Annotated in this window: 11 protein-coding genes; all 11 read right to left on the minus strand. The window is 70.9% G+C overall.

Annotation, left to right across the window (positions count from 1 at the left end):
- The 11 genes from AC156L_RS26175 to AC156L_RS26225 are packed head-to-tail and all read right to left on the minus strand — an operon-like array spanning position 1 to position 20,877.
- Positions 1–1,485 (minus strand): hypothetical protein, encoded by a 1,485-nt coding sequence (locus AC156L_RS26175; protein ID WP_330876132.1) that lies wholly within the window; start codon positions 1,483–1,485, stop codon positions 1–3.
- Entirely contained in the window at positions 1,482–2,717 is a 1,236-nt protein-coding gene (locus tag AC156L_RS26180; RefSeq protein ID WP_330876133.1) for an ATP-grasp domain-containing protein, read from the minus strand. Before AC156L_RS26180 ends, AC156L_RS26175 begins: the two co-directional genes overlap by 4 nt.
- Entirely contained in the window at positions 2,705–3,160 is a 456-nt protein-coding gene (locus AC156L_RS26185; RefSeq protein WP_330876134.1) for a cobalamin B12-binding domain-containing protein, read from the minus strand. Before AC156L_RS26185 ends, AC156L_RS26180 begins: the two co-directional genes overlap by 13 nt.
- Positions 3,157–4,398 carry an MFS transporter gene (locus AC156L_RS26190; RefSeq protein ID WP_330876135.1) on the minus strand — a complete coding sequence of 414 codons (1,242 nt, stop codon included), beginning with the start codon at positions 4,396–4,398 and terminating at the stop codon, positions 3,157–3,159. Before AC156L_RS26190 ends, AC156L_RS26185 begins: the two co-directional genes overlap by 4 nt.
- Positions 4,395–5,459: an LLM class flavin-dependent oxidoreductase gene (locus tag AC156L_RS26195; RefSeq protein WP_330876136.1), complete on the minus strand. Its 1,065-nt coding sequence runs from the start codon at positions 5,457–5,459 to the stop codon at positions 4,395–4,397. Before AC156L_RS26195 ends, AC156L_RS26190 begins: the two co-directional genes overlap by 4 nt.
- Entirely contained in the window at positions 5,456–6,856 is a 1,401-nt protein-coding gene (locus tag AC156L_RS26200) for a cation:proton antiporter (protein ID WP_330876137.1), read from the minus strand. Before AC156L_RS26200 ends, AC156L_RS26195 begins: the two co-directional genes overlap by 4 nt.
- Positions 6,857–6,893: 37 nt before the next feature.
- Positions 6,894–7,370, minus strand: coding sequence for a PaaI family thioesterase (locus tag AC156L_RS26205; protein ID WP_330876138.1), 477 nt, complete (start codon positions 7,368–7,370; stop codon positions 6,894–6,896).
- Positions 7,363–9,918, minus strand: a complete 2,556-nt coding sequence (locus AC156L_RS26210) for a long-chain-acyl-CoA synthetase (RefSeq protein WP_330876139.1) — start codon at positions 9,916–9,918, stop codon at positions 7,363–7,365. The genes AC156L_RS26205 and AC156L_RS26210 overlap by 8 nt, the downstream gene beginning before the upstream one ends.
- Positions 9,909–10,817: an SDR family oxidoreductase gene (locus AC156L_RS26215; protein ID WP_330876140.1), complete on the minus strand. Its 909-nt coding sequence runs from the start codon at positions 10,815–10,817 to the stop codon at positions 9,909–9,911. The genes AC156L_RS26210 and AC156L_RS26215 overlap by 10 nt, the downstream gene beginning before the upstream one ends.
- 14 nt (positions 10,818–10,831) lie before the next feature.
- Positions 10,832–12,403 (minus strand): NAD(P)/FAD-dependent oxidoreductase, encoded by a 1,572-nt coding sequence (locus AC156L_RS26220; RefSeq protein ID WP_330876141.1) that lies wholly within the window; start codon positions 12,401–12,403, stop codon positions 10,832–10,834.
- Positions 12,404–12,435: 32 nt separating this feature from the next.
- Positions 12,436–20,877 carry an SDR family NAD(P)-dependent oxidoreductase gene (locus AC156L_RS26225; protein WP_330876142.1) on the minus strand — a complete coding sequence of 2,814 codons (8,442 nt, stop codon included), beginning with the start codon at positions 20,875–20,877 and terminating at the stop codon, positions 12,436–12,438.
- Positions 20,878–20,886: the final 9 nt, after the last annotated feature.

A 20,886-nucleotide genomic window follows, 5' to 3' on the forward strand; every position in this document is an offset into this window, starting at 1 on the left:
TCACCGCCCCGAGATCACTTCGGAGACGCGCTGCCCGTTCCGCGGGTCAACCGTCTGCACCCGGTGCTTGTGCGGGTCGCCCGCGCGGACGCGGGCGATCATGGACTCCTTGTCGTGGAAGTCCACCAGCGCGCTGCGGTAGAGCGTGCGCAGCCGCGCCACGCTCAGCGCCGACACGCCTTCGAGCCACGCGACGGCGTCCGGATCATCGGAATCGCCCCGCAGCACCGCGCGCAGCGCGGGCTCGTCGCCGAGACGGGCGGGATGGCACCGCTCCAGGAACGCGCGCAACCGCTCGCCCCCGTCGGTGAACGGTGAGAACACCATCGCCACCAGTGCGTCCTCCGAGAGGTCGAAGGCGTCCCCGGCGAACTCCTCGGCGATCCGCCTGCGCTCGGCCATCCCCTCCGGCGTGCCGTAGCGCCCCGTGGCGAGCCGGATCAACTCGTCCGGCATCTCCTTCATGCGCATCAACTGCTCCGCCAGCCGCAGGTACTCGGTGACGCCCTCCTCGTAGGTCCGGCCGGCGACGTACCGCGCGCGCAGCCCGCGCAGGTGGGCCATCAGGGAGGGGTTGCCGCAGTCGGACTCGGTGAAGCTGAACGCCAGGTCGTCGAACCGGAAGCCCAGGAAGTCCACGATCAGCTTCCAGTGGTCGTGGACGCGGTAGCCGACCAGGTCGTAGATGGACATGAACACCGGCTCGGAGGACGGGTCGCCCGCCGACACCTCGCGCTCGGCCAGCTCCGCCGCGCTGTCCTCGCCGAACAGCTCGCGCACGTACGCCTCGCCGATGCCGCGCAGCGCGGTCAGCACGGCCCCGAACCCCATCCCGCGCGTCGACGCCACGTCGATGCCGCACTCGACGGCCAGCCTGCGGATCCACGCCGCGTACAGCGCCTGCTCGCGCCGGGAGTCGCCGGTCATCACCGCGTCCACGCCGCCGCGCCACCACACCACGCGGCCGTAGAAGTCGGCCACCGCGAGGTTGCAGCTGTTGCAGAAGGTCGGCCTGCCGTCGCCCGCGCTGCGGTGGCCGTTCATCAGGACGTCGAGCCGGTTGACGGCACGCAGGCGATCAGGCATCGGCAGGTCGCGGCGGAACGGGCGGACCTCCGTGTGGTCGACGGTCAGCAGCTCGGCGCGTTCGTCGTCCAGCAGCCCCAGGACCCGGTAGACGCGGTCGATGTTGTCCATCACCGCCTGGGGAACGCCTGCGTGCCGCATGTTCGCCACGCGCATCACGAAGGTCCGGTCGTGGTCGAGCCGCAGTCGCAGTTGGACGGCGCGCACGAACGCGACGACGTAGGTGCTGTCCTTCCCGCCGCCGTAGGCGACCATCACCTTGTAGTCGGCCAGCTCGTCGACACCGCCCGCGGCCTGCACCAGCTTCGCGCCGATCGCGTCGACGCCCGCGAGTTCGACCTCGCTCAGGTAGCAGGCCAGGCCGTCGAAGAGTGCGCGGTCGTCCTCACGGGTGTTCACAGCGGCGTCACCTCCAGGTCGTAGTCCGCGATGATGTGGCGGATGTCGGCCTCCACGCGGTCCTCGTCGTCGCCGAGCAGGATGAACCGCCCGCTGTGCAGGGCGTCGTAGCTGCCGCCGGGTTCCAGCACGTCTCCGACGTGCGGCACCAGCTCGCGCCACACCGCGGGCACGCGCCCGGCCATCGACGAGGACCGCACCACCCGCACCGGCCGGTCGGGTTTGGGGATGATCAGCCAGCCGCCGCTGGAGTCGCGGTCCTTGACGGGCACGGGTACCGGCTCGTCGGACAGGTCGCGCAGCCAGGTCTCGTAGAGGTTGACGCCGAACAGCTTGTTCAGCAGGTGCGGCACGTCGGCGCCCGCCACCCGGCCGCCGATCTCCAGGAACACCAGCTCGTCGTCCGGCGTGACGAACAGCTCCAGGTGGAACGGCAGACGACGCATCCGCAGCACCGAGACGCAGTCGCGGGTGAACTCCTCGACCCGGTCCCGCAGCGCGGAGCGCCCGACGACCACGGACCCGAGCGGCGCGCCGGAGACGAAGTCGAGACAGTCGTTGACGTACCGGGACACGACCAGGAACGGGATGCCCGAGTCGGCGTCCGCGTACCCGTCGACGTGGAAGATCCTGCCCGGCACGAACTCCTCGATCTCGTAGCGGGCCAGGTCGACGGTCGGCAGCAGCGCGGTCAGCGCGGCCTCGTCGTCCACGCGGTGCACCCCGATGCTCCCCGCGCTGTTCACCGGCTTGAGGATCACCGGGTAGCCGTGGGCGGCGGCGAAGGCGCGGCACCGCGCGAGGTCCTCGCAGGGCTCGAACGCGGGCACCCGCACCCCCGCACCGGCGAGGACCTCCTTCATCCGGACCTTGTCCCGGTAGACCGCGACCTCCTCTGTCGTCGGCCCCGGAACGCCCAGGTCCTCACGCACCTGAGCGGCGATCTCCAGGGTGAACTCCGACAGCGCGATCAGCCGGTCCACCGGTCCGACCTCCTCCACCACCTCGGCCACCGCGTCGCGCAGGGACGTGAAGACGTTCACGTCGTCCACCAGCACCAGGTGCGCGATCTTCTCCTGGGCCACCAGGACGCCCCGCGCCCCAGGGCCGTCGACCACGTAGCTCACCCGGTGGCGGTCGTGGTCCACGAACTCCTCGTACCGGGTCAGCTCGTTGTCCCACCGCACCCCGTCGGAGAACCTGGGCCAGCGGTTGACGATCACAATGTGCACGACCGCACTCCCGTCTCGGTGGTGTCCCGCGCGCTCGGGTGGCGAACCGGCAGGCGCGCGCGCAGGAACTCCCGGAACCGGGGCACCGCGTCCTCCCCGGTGAACACCTCGGCGCACCCACGGGCCAGCAGGTCCTCGCGGACCCGGACGTTGTCCGACTCCGCGGTGGTGAGCTTCCCGCCCACCACGACGGCCACGTCCAGTCCGTCGCGGCGCAACGCCGACAGCAGCAGGCGGGCGCCGTGGTGGCCGTGGCCGTTCACGCTCGACACCACCAGCAGGTCCGGCCTGCGGCGGGCCACCGCTCGCACGACCTCGGTGATCGGCGTGCAGCAGCCGAGGTTCCGCACCCGCATCCCGTGCTCCTCCAGCAGCTTCTCCAGGTACACCAGGTTCCAGATGTGCGCGTCGGACTCCACGGTGCACACCAGGGCGCGTCTCATGCCGTGCCTCCCGCGGGAACGGGGGCGGAGGCGGCCAGCGCGCGCCGGAAACCGCGGATCGTCAGCGGCAGCAGCACCGAGCCGACCACGCACAGCAGCACCGCGAGCAAGGCCACCAGCCGCTGCGGGCCGAAGGCCGAGCCCACACCGGCCACGAGCAGGCCGCCGATCGGGTAGGACAGCAGGTTGAGCAGGTAGAAGGGGCCCATCACCTTGCCGAGGTGCGCGGAGGGGATGACCCGCACCCGCTGGGTCCGGTTGAACACGTTGAAGTAGGCGATCCCGGCCAGCGACAGCACGAACGCCGGTCCGTAGACCAGGAACGACGGCGCGACGCCCAGCACCACGAGCCCGACGCCCGCCAGCGCGAACCCGAACACGCCCAGCCCCTCCACCGGCACCTTCCGCAGCAGGAACGGGATCGCGAGCAGGTTGAGCAGACCGGTCACGCCCACGCAGGTGTTGAGCAGCGCGAAGGACGACTCCGGCGCCCGGAACACGCCGGTGATGAGCGCGGCGTTCGCGCTGAGCACCGTGGCGAAGACCAGGTTGATCGAGAAGTTCAGCGACCCGAGCAGCACCACCGGGCGGTTGGCCAGCAGCAGCGTCCAGCCGAGGCCGAGTTCGGCGAGGATCTCCCGCGCGCTGCTCCTGCCGGGGACCCGTTCCCCGCGCGGCAACGGCAGCCAACAGGCCGCCGCGACCGCGAACACGGTCGCCGCCACGACGAGCAGCCACACCTTGCCCACGACCAGCGCGGCCAGCAGCGCGAGCGCGGGCCCGAGCGCCATCGCCAGCAGCTCCATGTTCTGCACCAGCGACTGCATGGGTGCCAACCGCTCACCGCGCGCCAGCTGGGGGACCATCTTCTCGATCGACATCCGCACCGGCGCGACCAGCACGGACAGCACCACACCGCTGGTCAGCAGCGCCGCCGTGGTGAACGAGGGCGCCAGCAGGCAGATCAGCGCGACCACCGCCAGCACCACGGCACGCCCGCCGGTGACCCGCGAGAACAGCCGCGCACCGCCGTCCCTGTCGGCCAACAGCCCGGCGAACGGGTAGGCGATCAGGGCGGGCAGCCACTCCAGCGCGAACGCCAGCCCCAGGGTGCCGACGCTCCCGGTGTCCTGGAAGATCAGCAGCGGCACGGCGAACAGCACCATCTGCTCGGCGATCAGACCCAGCAGCACACCGCAGCCGAACAGGCCCCGGTGCGCGCGGGACACGGCCGTCATGACGCTCTCTCGGCGCGTTCGTGCTCGCGGACCAGCGGCAGCACGTGGGTGTAGAAGATCCGCATCTCGTCGCGGGTGGGCCACCCGGAGAAGATGAACTCGCTGACCCCCGACGCCTTGTACCGGTAGAGGTAGTCGGCGACCTCCTGGTAGCTGCCGACGACGCACAGCGCCGGACCGCCCCGGTAGGCGACCGCGCCGGAGTACAGCATCGGGGACAACCAGTCGTCGCCCGCCGCACCGGCCAGCCGGAAGGACGTCTTCACCGCCTCGGAGTCGGACTTCGCCACGAAGTCGTGGACCCACTTCCGGTGCTGCTCGTCCGGGTCGCGCATCATGTCCTCCAGCGCGAGCAGCGCCTCGGCCCTGCTCTCCCGCGCCAGCACGTGCATCCGGATGCCGACCGAGCAGCCCTGCGCCAGCACGGGCGCGGCGGCCCGCGCGATGCCCTCGGGGGTGTCGCCGTAGCGCAGCCAGCAGTCGCCGTGCTCGATCGCGGTCGCCTGCGCCACACCGGAGGCCCCGCTGATGTAGATCCTGGGGCGGCCACCACCCTTGTAGCCCAGGCCGAGTTGGGCCTCCTCGATGCGGTAGTGCGTTCCGTCGTGGGTCAGCGGCGACTCCCCCCGCCAGAAGCGGTGCAGCACGTCGAGGAACTCGTTCGACCGCGCGTAGCGGTCGTCGTGGGCGAGGAAGTCGCCGTAGTACGCCTGTTCGACGGGCGAGATGCCCGCGACCAGGTTCAGCGAGATCCGGCCGTCGGACATCCACGAGATGGTGTTCACCACCTGGACGAAGAGCGTCGGCGAGAGCAGGCCGGGCCGGTAGGCGAGGATGAACGTGGCTCGATCGGTCTCGCGGACCAGCGCGCCGATCATCGGCAGCGGATCGGGCATGTGGTAGCTGATCCCCATCAGCAGGGAATCCACGCCGAGGTCGTCCGCCTCCCGCGCGAAGTCGACGATCCCGTCGAAGTCGAGTTCACCGGTCTGGTACTTCTCGCTGGCCTTCTTCTGCCCGCTGTCCAGGGGAGAGCACCAGTGGAACCTCAACCCGCTCACTTCTGCCCCCTCGTCGGCCGCAGAGCACCACCGGCCGCGTCGTCGCGAGAACCCTCCGCCGCTTCCCCGGACGTCCGGGCCTCCTCGCCGGAGGACCCGAAGACGATGCCCCTCTTCCACCCGCTTCGCTCGAACACCCGCATGACCGGTGTGGCCGCGAAGGTGGTGATGATCGTCATCAGGGCGAGGACCGTGTAGAGCTGGTTGGTGATCAGGCCCGCGGAGAGGCCGATGTTGAGGAGGATCAGCTCCATCAACCCGCGGGCGTTGGCGAGCGCGCCCATCGCGCCCGCCTCGCGCCAACTCATCCCCTGCCACCGGGCCACCAGTCCGATGGCGCCGAACTTGCCCACGAACGACACGACCAGCACGACGACCGTCACCAGCAGCACCCGCGGATCGAGGATCAGGCTGAGTTCGGTGTTGAGCCCCGAGTAGATGAAGAAGGCCGGGAGGAGGAGGTAGGCGACCAGTGGCTCGAACCGCTCACGGATGGCGTCGAGGAACGCGCCGCGCGGCATCACCGCGCCCGCCACGAACGCACCGAAGACCGAGTAGATGCCGACGTAGTCGGTGAACCAGCTCGCCAGCAGCACGACGAGCAGCACCACCGTGAGCGGAGCGACGGGCAGGCCACCGCTGCGTTCCCGGTCGTCGTCGCCCGGCGTCCAGGTGTTCAGCCGCTTCAGGAGGGGGCGTGCGACGAAGGTCATGAAGGCCAGGTAGGCCAGGCCCCCGCCGATCGCGAGGAGGGCGCCCGCCATGCTCGCCTTCGTCGTGGCGACGACCGTCGCCAGCAGCACCCAGGCGCAGGCGTCGTCGACGGCCGCGCACGACAGCGACATCGTGCCGAGCCGGGTGTTCAGCAGACCGGAGGCGTGGACGATCCAGGCCAGCATCGGGAACGCGGTGATCGCGACCGCCGCCGCCAGGAACAGCCCGCCCTGCCAACTGCTGACCTTGTCGGTGAAGTAGTCGCCCTGGCCCACCAGCCACACGCCGACCACGCCCCCCAGCAGCAGGGGGAAGACGATGCCCGCGGCCGACGTGGCCCCGGCCTTTCCCAGGTGCGACCGGAGGATCTCCAGCTTGAACGACGCACCCACCAGGAACATGTACAGCACGAGCCCGATCTGGCCCACGACGTAGATGGCGGTCAGGTTCGGGTGCGTCACCGTCGCCCCGCCGACGTCCAGCGCGGTGGGGAAGAGCCATTCCTGTCCGGAGGGCCAGACCCAGCCGAACACCGTGGGCCCCAGCACGAAGCCGGCGGCCATGATCGCCACCACCTGGACCTGGCCGAGCCGCCGGAACACCGGCCAGAGCAGGCGGCAGGTCACGAGAATGACCGCGACCTGTAGGAAGAAGTGCGTCGTGACCTCTAGTAATGAGGGCATGCATCAGCCTCGCCTAGATCAGGAGTCGACAGGTCCCCTAGGGGGTCGGCATCGCTATGACGTGCACCGTGGACATCGCTGTCGCCACCAGCTTGCCACCACCGCCGTAGGCCTCCGCGGCGATGTAGATGGCCGTTCGCCCGGCTTTGCGGACCTCGGCGATCAACCTCAGCTCGTCTCCGGGAACCACCGCGCGCAGGAAGTGGGTCGACAGTTCCAGCGTCGTCGTCGGTCCGCGCGCGGTGAGGTAGCTGAGAGGCCCGATGAGGTTGTCGAACATCGCGGACAGGAACCCGCCCTGCAACAGGCCCACGGCGTTCGCGTGCTGCGGCGACACCCGCACCACCGCCGTCAACGACCGGGCGGGAACGTACTCCTCGTACCGGATGTCGAACACCTTCACCGACGGCGGGGGGAGGGCGAGGGTGACCCCTGGCGGGGCGACGCCGCGGAACAGCTCGAAGGTGAGCTCCTGGATCTCGTCGTGCCCGCGAACCGTCGCGTCGTCACTCATGGGTGGCTCCTGCCTCGCCGCGGCGGTGTTCCGCCTCGGTCAGAAATTTCTCCAGGACCGGGTTGAACCCCGGCGCGTGCTGGACGGCGTGCCCCGCTCCGGGCAGGCGGACCCGCTGCCCGTCGAGCCGGGTGGCGAGGGCGTCGCACAGCCGCTCCAGCGCGGGGTGGTGCTCCCCCGAGACGACCAGCGTCGGCGTGCCCGCCCCGGTGATCACGTCGAACCGGGGCCGCGCCTCCCGCGGCGAACGGAGTTCGCGCCACAGCGCCATCGCGTGGCGGACGTCGGCGTCCTGCCCGACCAGCATGGTCCGGTCCACGCCCGCGACGGCGTAGAACTCGCTCTCGGCCTGCGCGTCGTCCGCGCTCGCGGCGAACCGGTCGGCCAGGGCCGCCAACTCCTCGACGAACTCGTCGTCCCCGGCCGCGGTCCACAGCGGCACCTCGATCAGGGTCAGCGACCGGACCCGGTCCGGCAGCCGCTCGGCCGCGAGGAACGCCCCCAAGCCGCCGTAGGAGAACCCGACCAGGTGGACGCCGCCGGGCTCCCCCGCGATGAGGTCCACCAGGTCGTCGGCGTCGACGAGGAAGTCCTGCAACGACGCGGCCGGACTGGGCGGGTAGCCCCGACGGCTCGGAACGATGAGCGACCACCGGGCTTCGAGCTCGTGCTGACCGGCCCACGTCACCTTCGGCGGCAGCCCGCCGTGCACCAGCACGACCGGCGGCCCGGTTCCCGACCTGTGCACGAACAGGGGCGCCGAGGACGGCGAGCCCACCTGGTCGGACGTTCCCTTCAGAGTCATAGCCCTCTCCTCGCCCCGAACGACGGCGTCGTAGCGTTCCGGCGTGAGTTCCTGGTAGGTGGGGTCCCCCGCGTCGCGTACGTAGAGCGGCTCGCCTTCCCCTGGGGCGAAACCCTGGCGCTGGAGCGACGACTTGGTCAGTTTCAGCGTCGCCGTCGTCTCCAGCGAGGGCAGCACGCGGATGAAGACGGGCTGCGCGTAGCGCGGCAGCGCCGAATCGAGGTGCGCGGCGAGCGCCGCGCCGTCGAACCGAGCGCCGTCGGCCAGGACGACGGCCGCCATCCCGGCGCGGCCCTCGCGTCCCGGTACCGGCACGCCGTAGACGTTGGCCGCGGCGATGCCCGGCCACCGCACGAGCTGTTCCTGCACCTCGGTGGTCGACACGTTCTCGCCCCGGTAGCGGAAGGTGTCGCCCAACCGGTCGACGAAGAACAGGTTGTTCCGCTCGTCGAGGCGGAAGACGTCGCCCGTGTCGTACAGCGCGTCCCCGTCGCGGAAGGCATTCGTGACGATCTTCGCGCGGGTGGCCCCTTCGTCCCGGTAGCCGCCGAAGGGCGTTCGCTTCCGGATGGGTCCGAGCAGGACGCCGGTCTCCCCCGGCCCGCACCGCACCAGCCGCCCGCCCTCGCGGACGAAGTCGTCGCGCTCGAAGTCCCACTTCGCCAGTGTGCCGCCGAGGCGCAGCTTGCCGACCGACCCGACCTCCCCCGTCAGGTTGATCGTGGCGATGTTGCCCTCGGTGGACGCGTACAACTCGACGATCCGCGGTACCTCGAACCGGTCCCGCAGGGCGGTCCAGACGTCGGCCTGCAACCCCTGGCCGACGATGACGCGCACCCGGTGCCCGCGGTCGTGGTCGCCGGGCGGCGTGTTGACCAGGTACCGGCACATCTCGCCGACGTAGTTGAAGCCCGTCGCCCGGTAGCGGTGGACGTCGCGCCAGAACCCACCGGCCGAGAACCGGCGTGCGAGCGCCAGCGCGGCCCCGTGCGCGAGGACGCTCGACAGGGCGATCACCAGAGCGTTGGTGTGGAACAGCGGAAGGCAGTTGTAGACCACGTCCCCCGGCTGGAAACGCCACCCCAGGGCGCCGGTCACCCGTCCGACGGTGGTCAACCGCTGGTAGCTCATGACGGCGGCCTTGGGCAGCCCGGTCGTCCCGCTCGTGAAGATGTAGGCGCCGGTGTCACCGAGGGTGTGCCCGGCCGTCTCGGGCGGGTCGGTGGACGTCCCGCTCGGCACGAACCGCGCGAGGCCCGCGGTACCGGGCGCCGTCCCGTCCTCGTCCACCAGGCAGTGGGCGATCAGGTCGTCCGCCACGCGGTCCCGGACCGCCAGGAACGCGGGCAGGCACTCCGAACCGACGATCAGGTGGGTCGCCCCGCACACGGACAGGGCGTGCGCGAGCCCGTCGCCACGCGCCCGCGTGTTGACCAGTGCCACGACGACGCCGAGCTTCCCCGCCGCGAGGTAGTGCCAGACGAACTCGGGGCGGTTCTCCATGAGCAGGGCGAGGACGTCGCCCTTGCGCAGGCCGTTCGCCCGGTACGCGTGCGCGGTGCGGTTGACGAGCCGGTTGGCCTGCGCGTAGGTGAACCGCTCGTCCTCGTGGAGCAGGAAGGCGCTCGCCCCGTGCCTGCTCCTGCGCTCGAGTTCGAGCGCCAGCGTGCGGTTCGAGCGCGCACCTTCGAGCAGGCCCCGTGCGAGGACCCGGTGCGACCGGATTCGCTGCGTCAGTGCCACTGTGCGCCCTTCGCCGCGTCGACGGCCGTCATGGCGGCGAAGTACTTCTCGCGCGCCTCGTCCGCGAGGCGGTCCCAGCGGTCCCACGTCATCGGAGCCGGTTCCCGATCGGGCACGAACCGGTACCGGGACAGGTCGTCGATCCCCTTGAGGCGCTGGAGGATCTCCGCGTCGAGCAGGGTGCTCCCGGTGTGCTCCGCCGGGTCCTGTTCGAGCACCGCCATCATGGCGTCGACGACGACGTCCTCGCGCCGCCAGTCCTCGGGGGCGCCGATGCCGAGGTTCCGCGTCGCCGCCGTCCCGATGAGCGTCTGCGTCCACACCGAGTTGCAGGCGATGCCGGTCCCCGCCAACTCCTCGGCCAGGCCGAGCGTCAGCAGCGTGGCGTTGAGCTTGGACGCCATGTAGGCGACCTTCCCCCTGACGTGGTCGAGCACGTCGAGGCCGATCGGCGGGCTCATGTTCACGATGTGGCCCCAGTTCCGCCGCCGCATGTGGGGAAGGCAGTGGTGCGCGAGCAGGAACGGCGCGCGGGAGTTGACGTCCATCATCAGGTCGAACCGCTTCGGCGGCGTGGCCTCGACCCCCTGGAGCCACATGGCGCCCGCGTTGTTCAGCAGGATGTCCACGCGGCCGAACCGCTCGACGGCCTGGTCGACGACGTTCTTCAGGTCCGCCTCGTCGCGGACGTCGCACCGCACCCCCAAGGCCGAGCCACCGCGCGCCTCGACCTCCCGGACGGTCTCCGGGACGCTTCCCGGCAGCCTGCCGCCGCTCTCCATCGTCTTGGCCGCGACCACCACCGCCGTTCCCCGGCTCGCCAGCGCGAGCGCCATCGCCCTGCCGATGCCGCGGCTGCCGCCGGTGATGATCGCCACCCTGCCGTCGAAGCTGGTCACGTCCCCTCCACCGGTCACCGGCCCGCCACCACCGCGACCGGTTCGTCGCGCGGCAGGTCGCACTCCTTGGCGATCTCCCGCTCGAACGCGTCCGCCCAGGCCTCCAACCGGTCGACGTTGTTCCGCATGTCGCGGAAGGTCTGGTCGGCGGTCTTCTCGGTGAGCAGGTCCAGGTGCAGCTCGGCGCAGATGGGCACCTTGCTGTACTCGACGAACAGGTACCTGTCCGGTTGGGCCGCCTGCGCGGCGAAGGCGCGCAGGTTCGCCTGCATGCGTTTCTGGATGGGCAGGAACCTCGCCGCGATGGGGTGGAACTCGGCGGCGGCGTCCTCGCTCTTGAACAGACCGCGGAACAGCATCTGCGAGGGGAGCGACCAGTAGTACGACGTGTCCCACATGACCTTCGTGAACATGGCAGGCGCGTGCCCGAAGATGCCGTAGCTGTCCTGGTACACCTGGAGGTAGTTCGGCCAGAGGTCGTCGAGCAGCAACCGGTTGTACCGCTGGGCGACGTCGGCGGTCAGGCGGCCCGCGCGGTCGAGTTCGACGAGCCGCGTCGTGATGGTGTTCGTGTAGGCGATGAAGTCCGTTCCAGGGCTGTAGAACGCGTCGAGGAAGACCGCCGCCTCACCGACGCAGGACCACCGGTCGTGCGAGAAGGCCTGCTCGGACCCGTGGCTCACGTTCCGCAGCTTCAAGAAGTCGAGGACCTCGGCGTGCTCCACGAACGCCGCGAGCGTCGGCTCGTGCTCGGCGAGCCACTGGCGCGCCCTCGGTTCCGTCGCGTACGTCTTGAAGGGGTGGATGCGCTCGTCGGTGACGATGCCGACGCTCGTGTTCCCCGACGCCAGCGGGATCATCCACACCCAGTAGCCGCGACCCATCAGGTGGTTGGTGGAGAACCACCTGCGCTCCTGCGTCTTCGGCGTCCACGTCGGGCTCGTGGCCGCCGCCATCCGCTCGACGTCGTACTCGCCGCGGAAGCGCCACCACGCCGCGTTGATCTCGTGCGGGCTGGGGGTGCCCAGGCCGAGCTTGCGCTGCAGCAGCCGGTGGCGACCGGACGCGTCGGCGACGAAGCGCGCCCTGACCTCGCGCTCGCCGCCCTCACCCGGCACCTGGTAGTGGACGACGTGGTCGTCGCCGGTGGAGGAGAGGTCGACGTCGATCACCTTGGCGCCCTCGACGAGGTCGACACCGAGCTCGTGGCTGCCCTTCCGCAGATCGCGTTCGAGGATGCCCCGGTCGATCTGGTAGGACGGCACGCGCGCGAACCGCCGCGCACCGATCTCCGGTCGCGCCTCGAACGGTCCGTGCGGATCGCCGAAGAACATGCGCAGGCCCAGCTTGTGCAGGTGCCGCGTGTTGAAGTAGCCGGTGAGGCCGAGCTGCTCGGTGAGGTAGTTCGCACCCCCCTCGACCGTGGCCTCCCCGACCTTGTGGGCACCGTCCGGGATGTCCCCCGAGGTCCGTTCGAGCACCAGCACCGCGAGGTCCGGCATGGTCCGCTTGAGCTGCCTCGACAGCGTCAACCCTGCCAGGCCGCCGCCGCACACCACGACGTCGTAACGTTCGACTGCTTCCATGATTCCGCTCCGTCCGAGTCGGTCCGCGCCGGTCAGAGATTCGTGAACATCGGGTACGCGTCCTTGACGGACAGCTCGCGGGCGATCGTGTCCATCACCTCCGGACCGGGGTTCTGGATGAACAGGTGGCCGCCGGGGACCGTGGTCAGCGAGAACCCGCCGCTGGTCAACTTCCCCCACGCCTGGAGCTGGTACTCCTCGAACAGCGGGTCGTCGACGCCGTGCAGGACCGTGATCGGGGCGCGCAGCAGGACCCCGTCGTCGAACCGGTAGTCGCCGAGCATCCTGAGGTCCGCCCGCACCGCGGGCATCAGCGGCTTGATCGACGCTTCGTCGGCGATCGGTCCCATGAGCAGACCGTTGTCCCGCAACACCTCCAGGACCCGGTCGTCGGATTCGCCGCCGACGATGCTGCCGTTCCGGAGGTGCTTCAGGCCGCGCACGTAGTCCTCGACGTACGTCGCCGACGGCCAGCCCCCGATGATGAGCTTCGTCGGAACCTCGGCGAACTGCTGTTCGAGGTACTTCGTGAGCTCGTACGCGAGCAGCCCGCCCATGCTGTGCCCGTAGATGGCGAAGGACCTGTCGAGGTGGGGCAGCATGGCGTCCGCCAGCTCCGCGATGAAGGCGGGCATCGAGTCGATCGGTGTCTCGGCGATCCGGTCCTCGCGGCCGGGGGCCTGGAGCGCCACGACCTCGATCGAGTCGGGCAGGTAGCCGGGCCAGGGTGCGAAGACCGAGGCCGCGCCGCCGACGAAGGGCAGCGTGAACACGCGCAGCGACGCCGAGTTGGACCGGCCTTCCACCGTGTGGATCCACCGCTCCGGACCGGAGACCCGTACGACCGCCTCGGGCCGGGCCCCGGCCGCGTCGCCGAGGACCTGGGCGAGGACGTCCTTGGCGAACTCGGTGATGGTCGGCCCGCGCATCAGGCCCATGGTCGGGAAGTCGATCTCCAGGTGCTTGGCGAGCGCGTTGCGGATCTGGCCCGCCATCAGCGAGTCCATCCCGAGGTCGGTCAGCGAGGCGTCGTGGACGAGGCGGTCGACCGGCATGTCGAAGATCCGGGCGATCTGCTCGGAGAGCGCCTGGACGAGCCGCGGTTCCCGCGCGTCCTCCGGGAGTTGGAGCAGCTCGGCGCGCAGACCCTCCGCACCGCCCGCCGACGCGGACCCCGTCGCGCCTTCCAGCGCCAGGTGAGCGAGCCGTGACGAGCTGCGGAACGACGGCATGACCTGGCTCATCTTCGCGAAGTCCACCCCGAACACGCTCGCGCGGCCGACGCCCTGCGCCAGGCACCGCCCGACGAAGCCGAGCGCCTGGTCCGGTGAGATCGCCGTCCACCCCATCCGGGCGAGCGTGTCGACCTTGTTGCGCGCGATGAAGCCGACCTCGCCGATGGCGCCCCAGTTGATCGTCAACGCGGGCAGTCCCCTGTCGTGGCGGTACGCCGCCAGCGCTTCGAGGAACCCGTTCGCCGCCGAGTAGTTGGCCTGCCCCGGCGTGCCGATGTACCAGCTCATCGACGAGTACATGACGAAGGCGTCCAGGTCGAGGTCGAGGGTGTGGTTGTGCAGGTGCCACGCACCGTCGACCTTCGGCCGCACGGCCCTGAGGAACTGCCGCTCCGTCATGTCCGCGAGCGACGTGTCGTCGAGCACCATCGCCGCGTGGAAGACGCCCCGCAGCGGCGGCAGTGGCGAGATCCGCGTGAGCAGCGCCTCGACCTCGTCCTCCACGGACACGTCGGCCCGTTCGAGCATGACGGTGGCGCCCAGCGCCCGCATGGCGTCGATAGCCGCCTCGTTCTCGGCGTCCACCGCCGCCCTGCGCCCGACCAGCACCACGGTGCCCGCGCCCTGCTCGACCAGCCACTGGGCGGTCCGCAGGCCGAACCCCGTGTACCCGCCCGTGACCAGGTAGGTGCCGTCGGCGTCGAACGTCTCGTCCCCACCGGGTGTCGGTCGGACGAGCAGCTCGGTGTCCGGGTCGAACTCGACGACGACCTTGCCGATCTGCTTCGCGTTCGCCATGTACCGGAACGCGGACACCACCTCGGCCGCACCGAAGTCCGTGCGGGGGAGCGCGGGGAGCGTGCCCGACGCGACGCGGTCGAGGACCTCGGTCATGACCCGCCCGCACAGCGCCGGGTCTTCGAGCAGCAGCCGGTCGACGTCGATCGCCGAGTAGCTCAGGTTGTTGCCGAACGGCTTGAGGCCGAGCTGGTAGTTCTCGTAGATGTCCTTCTTGCCGATCTCCAGGAACCGGCCGCGCGGGCGGAGCAGTTCGAGGCTCTTCGGGATGGTCTCGCCCTGGAGGGAGTTCAGCACGACGTCCACGCCGTCGCAGCGCCGGGCGATCTCCTCCGCGAACGCGGGCGAACGGGAGTCGTACACCTCCTCCACGCCCAGTGATCGGAGGTGGTCCCGCTTCTCCTCGCTCCCCGCCGTGGCGAGGACCGTCGCGCCGAGCGCCTGCGCGACGTGGACGGCGGCGAGCCCGACGCCACCCGCGGCGGCGTGGATGAGCACGCGCTCGCCCGAGCGCAGCCTGCCCACCTCCACCAGCGAGTACCACGCGGTCAGGTACGCCATCGGCAGCGTCGCGGCCTCGACGTCCGAGAGGGTGGAGGGGGTCGCGAAGACCAGCCGGGCATCGGTGGTCACCAGGGAGCCGAAGCACCCGCGGGCGAACGCCACGACGCGGTCGCCGGGGGCGAACCCGTCGACGTCGGCGCCGACCCGCGTGACGACGCCCGCGCACTCCACCCCGAGGTCGTCGCCGTAGAACCCGCTGAAGGTGGCTCCCTCGGCGAGCAGCCCGAGGGTGAGCATGACGTCCCGGAAGTTCAGGCCGGTGGCGAGCGGCCGGATCGCGACCTCACCGGGGCCGGGGGCGGGCAGTGCTCGTCCCTCGTACCGGAGCTGGTCGATCGCGTGCTCGCTCGGAACGGTCAAGCAGAAGGGCGTTCCGTCCGACACGCGGGTCGGTTTCGCGACCGACGCCTCGAACTCGGCGACCGAGACGTGGTCGAGGCGGTCGACGAACCGCCCGTCCCCGCGGAAGGCGACCTCCTCGTCGGCCGTCCGCACGTGCAGCAGCTCGTCGAGGAGCTGGGACGCCCGGCGCGCGGCGTCCGACGACGGGTCGAAGTCGATGATCTTCGCGGGCAGGCTGATCTGCTCGTTCAACAGCACCCGGTGGATGCCCCAGCTCGGCAGCTGCGCGGGCGCGACGCGCTCGCCCCGGTCGAGGACCTGCGCCCCCGCGGTCGCCACCCAGAACCGCGGCGTCGTGGCGGGCTCCGCCCGCCCGACCGCCTGCACCAGCGCGACGACGCTGTACGCGCCCTGGCTCTCGATCTCGGGCAGCGACTCGGTGGTGAGCTCCGATCCCGCGAAGTCCAGGTTCCACAGGTGCAGCACGCCCGCCGCGCCGCCGACGTGCTCCAGCACGCGCCGCAGGTCATCGGCGCTGGTCGGGCGCACCCGGAAGCTGCGGGCGTCGACCTGTTCGAACGCCTCACCGCGGGTGACGAGAACGCTGCCGGACGCGGCCTCCCCCAGCAGGTCGAGGTAGCTCTCGCCGACACCGCCCGCGTCCGCCAGCACGACCCACGGCCCCCGCTCCGCCCCCGGCTGGTGGGGATCGAGGTCCACGGTCCGCCCGCGCGCCACGACGACCGAGTTGCCGGACTCCTCCGGCGTGGTCTTGTCGGAGAGCACCTGGACGTGCTCGAAGCCCGCGGTGGGCAGGAAGTCGAGCCACTGCGCCTCGGTCAGCACCGGGTAGCTCGGCCGGACGTCCGTGTCGGTGAACTTCCACCACCCCTCGGTCATCCCGAAGGTCAGGTCGACCCAGTGCGGTGGCACCGTGGCCTCCATGATCAGGAGCATTCCGCGTGAGGTCATCAGCCGCTGGACTCCGGCGAGGGTGTCCCGCAGGCTCGGGGTGGCGTGCAGGACGTTCGACGCCACCACGATGTCGTAGTAGTGCGGGTCGAACCCCTGGGCCTCGACGTCCTGCTCGACGTCGAGGACCCGGTAGTCCACGAAGTCGTACTCGGCGAACCGGTCGCGCGCCTTGGCGAGGAAGAGCTGGCCGATGTCGGAGTACACGTACTCCGCGCGGTCCGCGGGCAGCTCGGACAGCACGAACCCGGTCGTGCCGCCCGTGCCCGCGCCGATCTCCAGCACGCGCACCGGCCGGTCGCTCGGCAGCGACCGCACGCACTCCGCGACGACACCGCCGATGATGCGGTTCGTCTTCTCGAACGAGAACGAGGTCGAGTACAGGTCGACGACCGACTGGAACTCGTGCTCGGGGAAGATGAGCTCGACCGGGTTGACCTCGTCGCGGAGGACGGCGGCCAACTCCCCGCCGCAGCGCTCCAGCACGGCGTACTCGGACTCGCACTCGGGATGCTCGCGGCGCAGCCTCGCGAGGTCCGACGCGGTGTCGACGCGCGCGGGCGTGCGCGCCAACCGCCACGTGCCCGCGTCCTCCTCGACGATCCCGTGCAGCGACAGCAGTTCCAGCAGCCTGCCGAAGTAGCGCCGGTGCTTGTCGTGCACCCCCAGCTCCGCCACGACCTCGTCGGGGGTGAAGCGGCGGCCCTCCGACAGGTCCATGCCGAGTTCGTGCAGCGCCTCGGTGGTGTAGCCGATGCACAGCTGGTTCATCGCGTCCTCGGTCACGGCGTGGTAGCCGCGGTTGACCGGCCAGTTCCGCAACTCGTCGAGCAGGGGTTCCACGGCCGTCCGCACGGCCGTGTCCGAGGGCAGGAAGTCGGCGGGCATCCGCGACTTGCGGCGCACCGGGGCCGGTTGCCAGCGGAAGTCGTAGAACCAGTTCGCGAGCACGTCGCCGTCATCAGCGCTTCGGGTGATGGACTTGAACCTCAGGTCGACGAACTCGGCGACCACCGTTCCGTCGTCGTTGACGATCCAGAAGTCGCCCGAGCTGTACATCGGGTCGTCGGTCACGTGCGCCTGCGCGTAGACGTGCAGGCGGCCTCGCGGCCTCGTGTAGAAGCTGAGCCGTTCGACCTCGACCGGCAGGTAGAGCATCTTGGCCTGCTGGTCGACGACGTCGCCCTTGAGCACGTCGCCGTACGCGACGGGGAGCGTCGTGATGCACGAGTCGAGCAGACCGGGGTGGATCGCGTGGCGCGGCGCCTCGTCCGCGCTGGCGGCGGGGGTTTCGAGCCGCGCGAGGCACTTGCGGTCGGAGCGGTTGAACGCGACGGCCGCCCGGAAGGTGGTGCCCAGGGCCAAGCCGTTGCGGCCGAGCACGGCGTAGAGATCGGCGGGGTCGATCTCCACGGGGCACTCCGCCTCCAGTTCCGAGAGCGGTCGGGGGAGCGCGGCGGTGGGGGCTCCACGCCGAAGCGTCCCGACGGAGTGCAAGGTCCAGTCGGCGTCGCCGTCCTGACGGCTGTACACGGAGAAGTGCATCGCCTGCGTCAGGACCACCTGGACGGTGGGGGCCGGGCGGTCGTCGAACACGAAGAGCGCGCGGCGGAACTCGACGTCCTCCAGTGAGAGGGGACCGGCGCCGAACGCGTCCTCCGCGCAGCCCAACACCATGTCGAGGTAGCCGGCCGCCGGGAAGACGATGGGTCCCTGGACGCGGTGGTCCTCCAGCCACGGGAACCGGACCGGGTCGAGCACCAGTTCCCACACGCGCTTGCCCGGCTCGTCCGCGGCGCGGTTCTCGACCCCGACGAGCGGGTGGTTCAGCGGTGGGAAGCGCCTGCCGCGCGACGCGGGCGCCTCCAGCCAGTACCTCTCCCGCTGCCACGGGTAGAACGGCACCCGCACGCGCTCGGAGCCCCCGTCGAACACGGCGGCCCAGTCCGGGTCCGAACCGGCCGCGTAGAGCGAGGCCAGGGAGTTCAGCAGGGTGTGGCGGTCGCCGTGCTCGCGCCGCAGCGAGGCGACGACGAGTCCCTCGGCTCCACGCCGGTCGAGCAGTTCCGCGATGGCCGTCGCGTGGATGGGGTGGGGACCCAACTCGACGAACGCCGGGTGTCCCGCCTCGACGAGGCGATCGACGGTGGGTGCGAACAGCACCGGCTCGCGAACGTTGCGCCACCAGTACCCGGCGTCGAGCGCGCCGGTGGGGACGACGTCCGCCATGACGGTCGAGTACATCGGGATCGAGGACGGGCCCGAGGTGATCCCGGCCAGCGAGGAGAGCAGCTCGTCCCTCAGCGGGTCCATGTGGTGGCTGTGGAAGGCCACGCTGACCTGGAGGACGCGGCAGAAGACCCCGTCCTGGCGGAGATCGCGCTCGATCTCCTCCAGCGCGTCCGGATCGCCCGCGAGGACGACCGACTCCGGGCCGTTCAGCGCCGCGACCTCCACCCGTCCGCGGTGCGCGGCGATCCGGCCCTCCACGTCGCCGTGCCGCAGGCCGACCGCGAGCATCTTGCCCCTGCCGGACGCCTTCTGCTGCACCCGGCTGCGGTGGAAGATGACCCGGACCGCGTCCTCGAACGACAGCGCCCCGGACACGCGGGCGGCGGCGACCTCGCCGATGCTGTGGCCGATGACGGCCGAGGGGGTGATGCCCCAGCTCCGCCACAGGTTCGCCAGCCCGAGCTGCACCGCGAAGACCGCGGGCTGGGCGATGAACGTCTCACCGATGCGGCTGGTCGCCTCGTCGCGACGAAGTTCCTCCACGACGGACCAGTCGGCGTACCCGCCCAGTTCGGCGTCGACGCGCTCGACGGTCCGCCGGAACACCTCGCTCTCCGCGAGCAGCTCACGCGCCATGCCCCACCACTGCGGGCCCTGGCCCGAGAAGACGAAGACCGTGCTGGGAGCCGTGGACGCCTTCACGCCGCGGCGGACCGCGTCGGGTGACGAGCCCTCCGCCACCTCGCGCAGGGTGGCGCGCAGCTCGTCCGCGGACGAGCAGACCACGGCGAGACGGTGGTCGTAGTGCGAACGCGCCAGGGCCTGCGTGGACGCGACGGCGGGCAGCGCCGCCGCGTTCCTCGGCTCGTCCAGGAAGTCGGCGTAGCCGTCGGCGTACGCGCGGAGCGCGTCCTCGGTCTTGGCGCTCAGGGAGAACAGGACCGGTTCGTGCGCCGTGGGTTCCGCCGCCCCGTCCGGGTGCTCCTCCCGCGCGCCGTCCGGGGAGCCCTCCAGGATCACGTGGGCGTTGGACCCGCCGAACCCGAAGGAGTTCACCCCCGCCAGGCGCGGCCCGTCCCCCGGCCACGGTTGGCGGGCCGTGGCCAGCCGCAGGCCCAGGTCCTCGAAGGGGATCGCGGGGTTCGGCTGGTCGGCGTGGATGTTCGCGGGGATCTCACCCCTGCTCACGACCAGGCACGCCTTGATCATTCCGGCGATCCCGGCCGCGGGCTCCAGGTGGCCTATGTTCGACTTCACCGCGCCGACGACGCACGGCTCGTGCCCGTCGCGTCCGGACCCCAGCGCCCTTCCGAGCGCACGCGCCTCGATCGGGTCGCCGACGGGCGTTCCCGTCCCGTGCGCTTCGACGTAGCCGATGCTGGACGGGGCGACGCCCGCATCGCGGCAGGCGTCCAGGATCATCTGCGTCTGGGCTTCCTCGCTGGGCACGGAGATGCCGTTGGTGCGGCCGTCCGAGTTCGTCGCGGTGCCCCGGATCACCGCGTAGACGCGGTCGCCGTCGGCGATGGCAGCGGACAGCGGCTTCAGGACGACGGTGCCCGACCCCTCACTGCGCACGTAACCGTCGGCCGACCCGCTGAACGACTTGGACCGGCCTTCGGGGGACAGGAACGTCCCCTGGCTGAACGCGATGGTCGTCTCGGGGATGAGGAGCGCACCGACCCCGCCGGCGATCGCCATCGTCGCCTCGCCGGAGCGGATGCTGCGGCACGCGAGGTGGACGGCGACCAACGAGGACGAGCACGCCGTGTCCACGATCATGCTGGGGCCGCGGAGGTCGAGCAGGTAGGAGACGCGGTTGGCCACGATGCAGTTCGTCACGCCCGCCATCGTGTGGCCGCCGAGCAGGTAGCGGTTCTCGGGGTTGAGCTGGATGATGCCGTAGTCGTGGCCGGAGACCCCCGCGTAGACGGCGGTCTTCGTGCCCGCGAGCAGCTCGGGGACGATTCCCGCGTCCTGCAACGCTTCCCACGTCGTTTCGAGGAAGAGGCGCTGCTGCGGGTCCATCCGCACGGCCTCGGTCGGCGTGATGCCGAAGAAGTGCGCGTCGAAGGACGTGACGTCGTCGACGTACCCGCCCGCCTGCGTGCGGAGGTGGCCGGGCCGGGCCGCGTCGCGGTCGAAGAAGGCGGCGCCCGTCCACCGGTCCTCCGGGACGGCTCGAACGGCGTCCTCCTCCTCGACGAGGAGCCGCCAGAAGTCGTCGACGCTGGAGACGTGCCGCGGGAACCGACAGCCGATCCCCACGACGGCAATGCCCTCGTGCACGCTCGACTCGGTGTCGATCGAGGAACTGGACACAGAATTCATCGCATTACC

The sequence above is a fragment of the Umezawaea sp. genome (assembly GCF_057122925.1).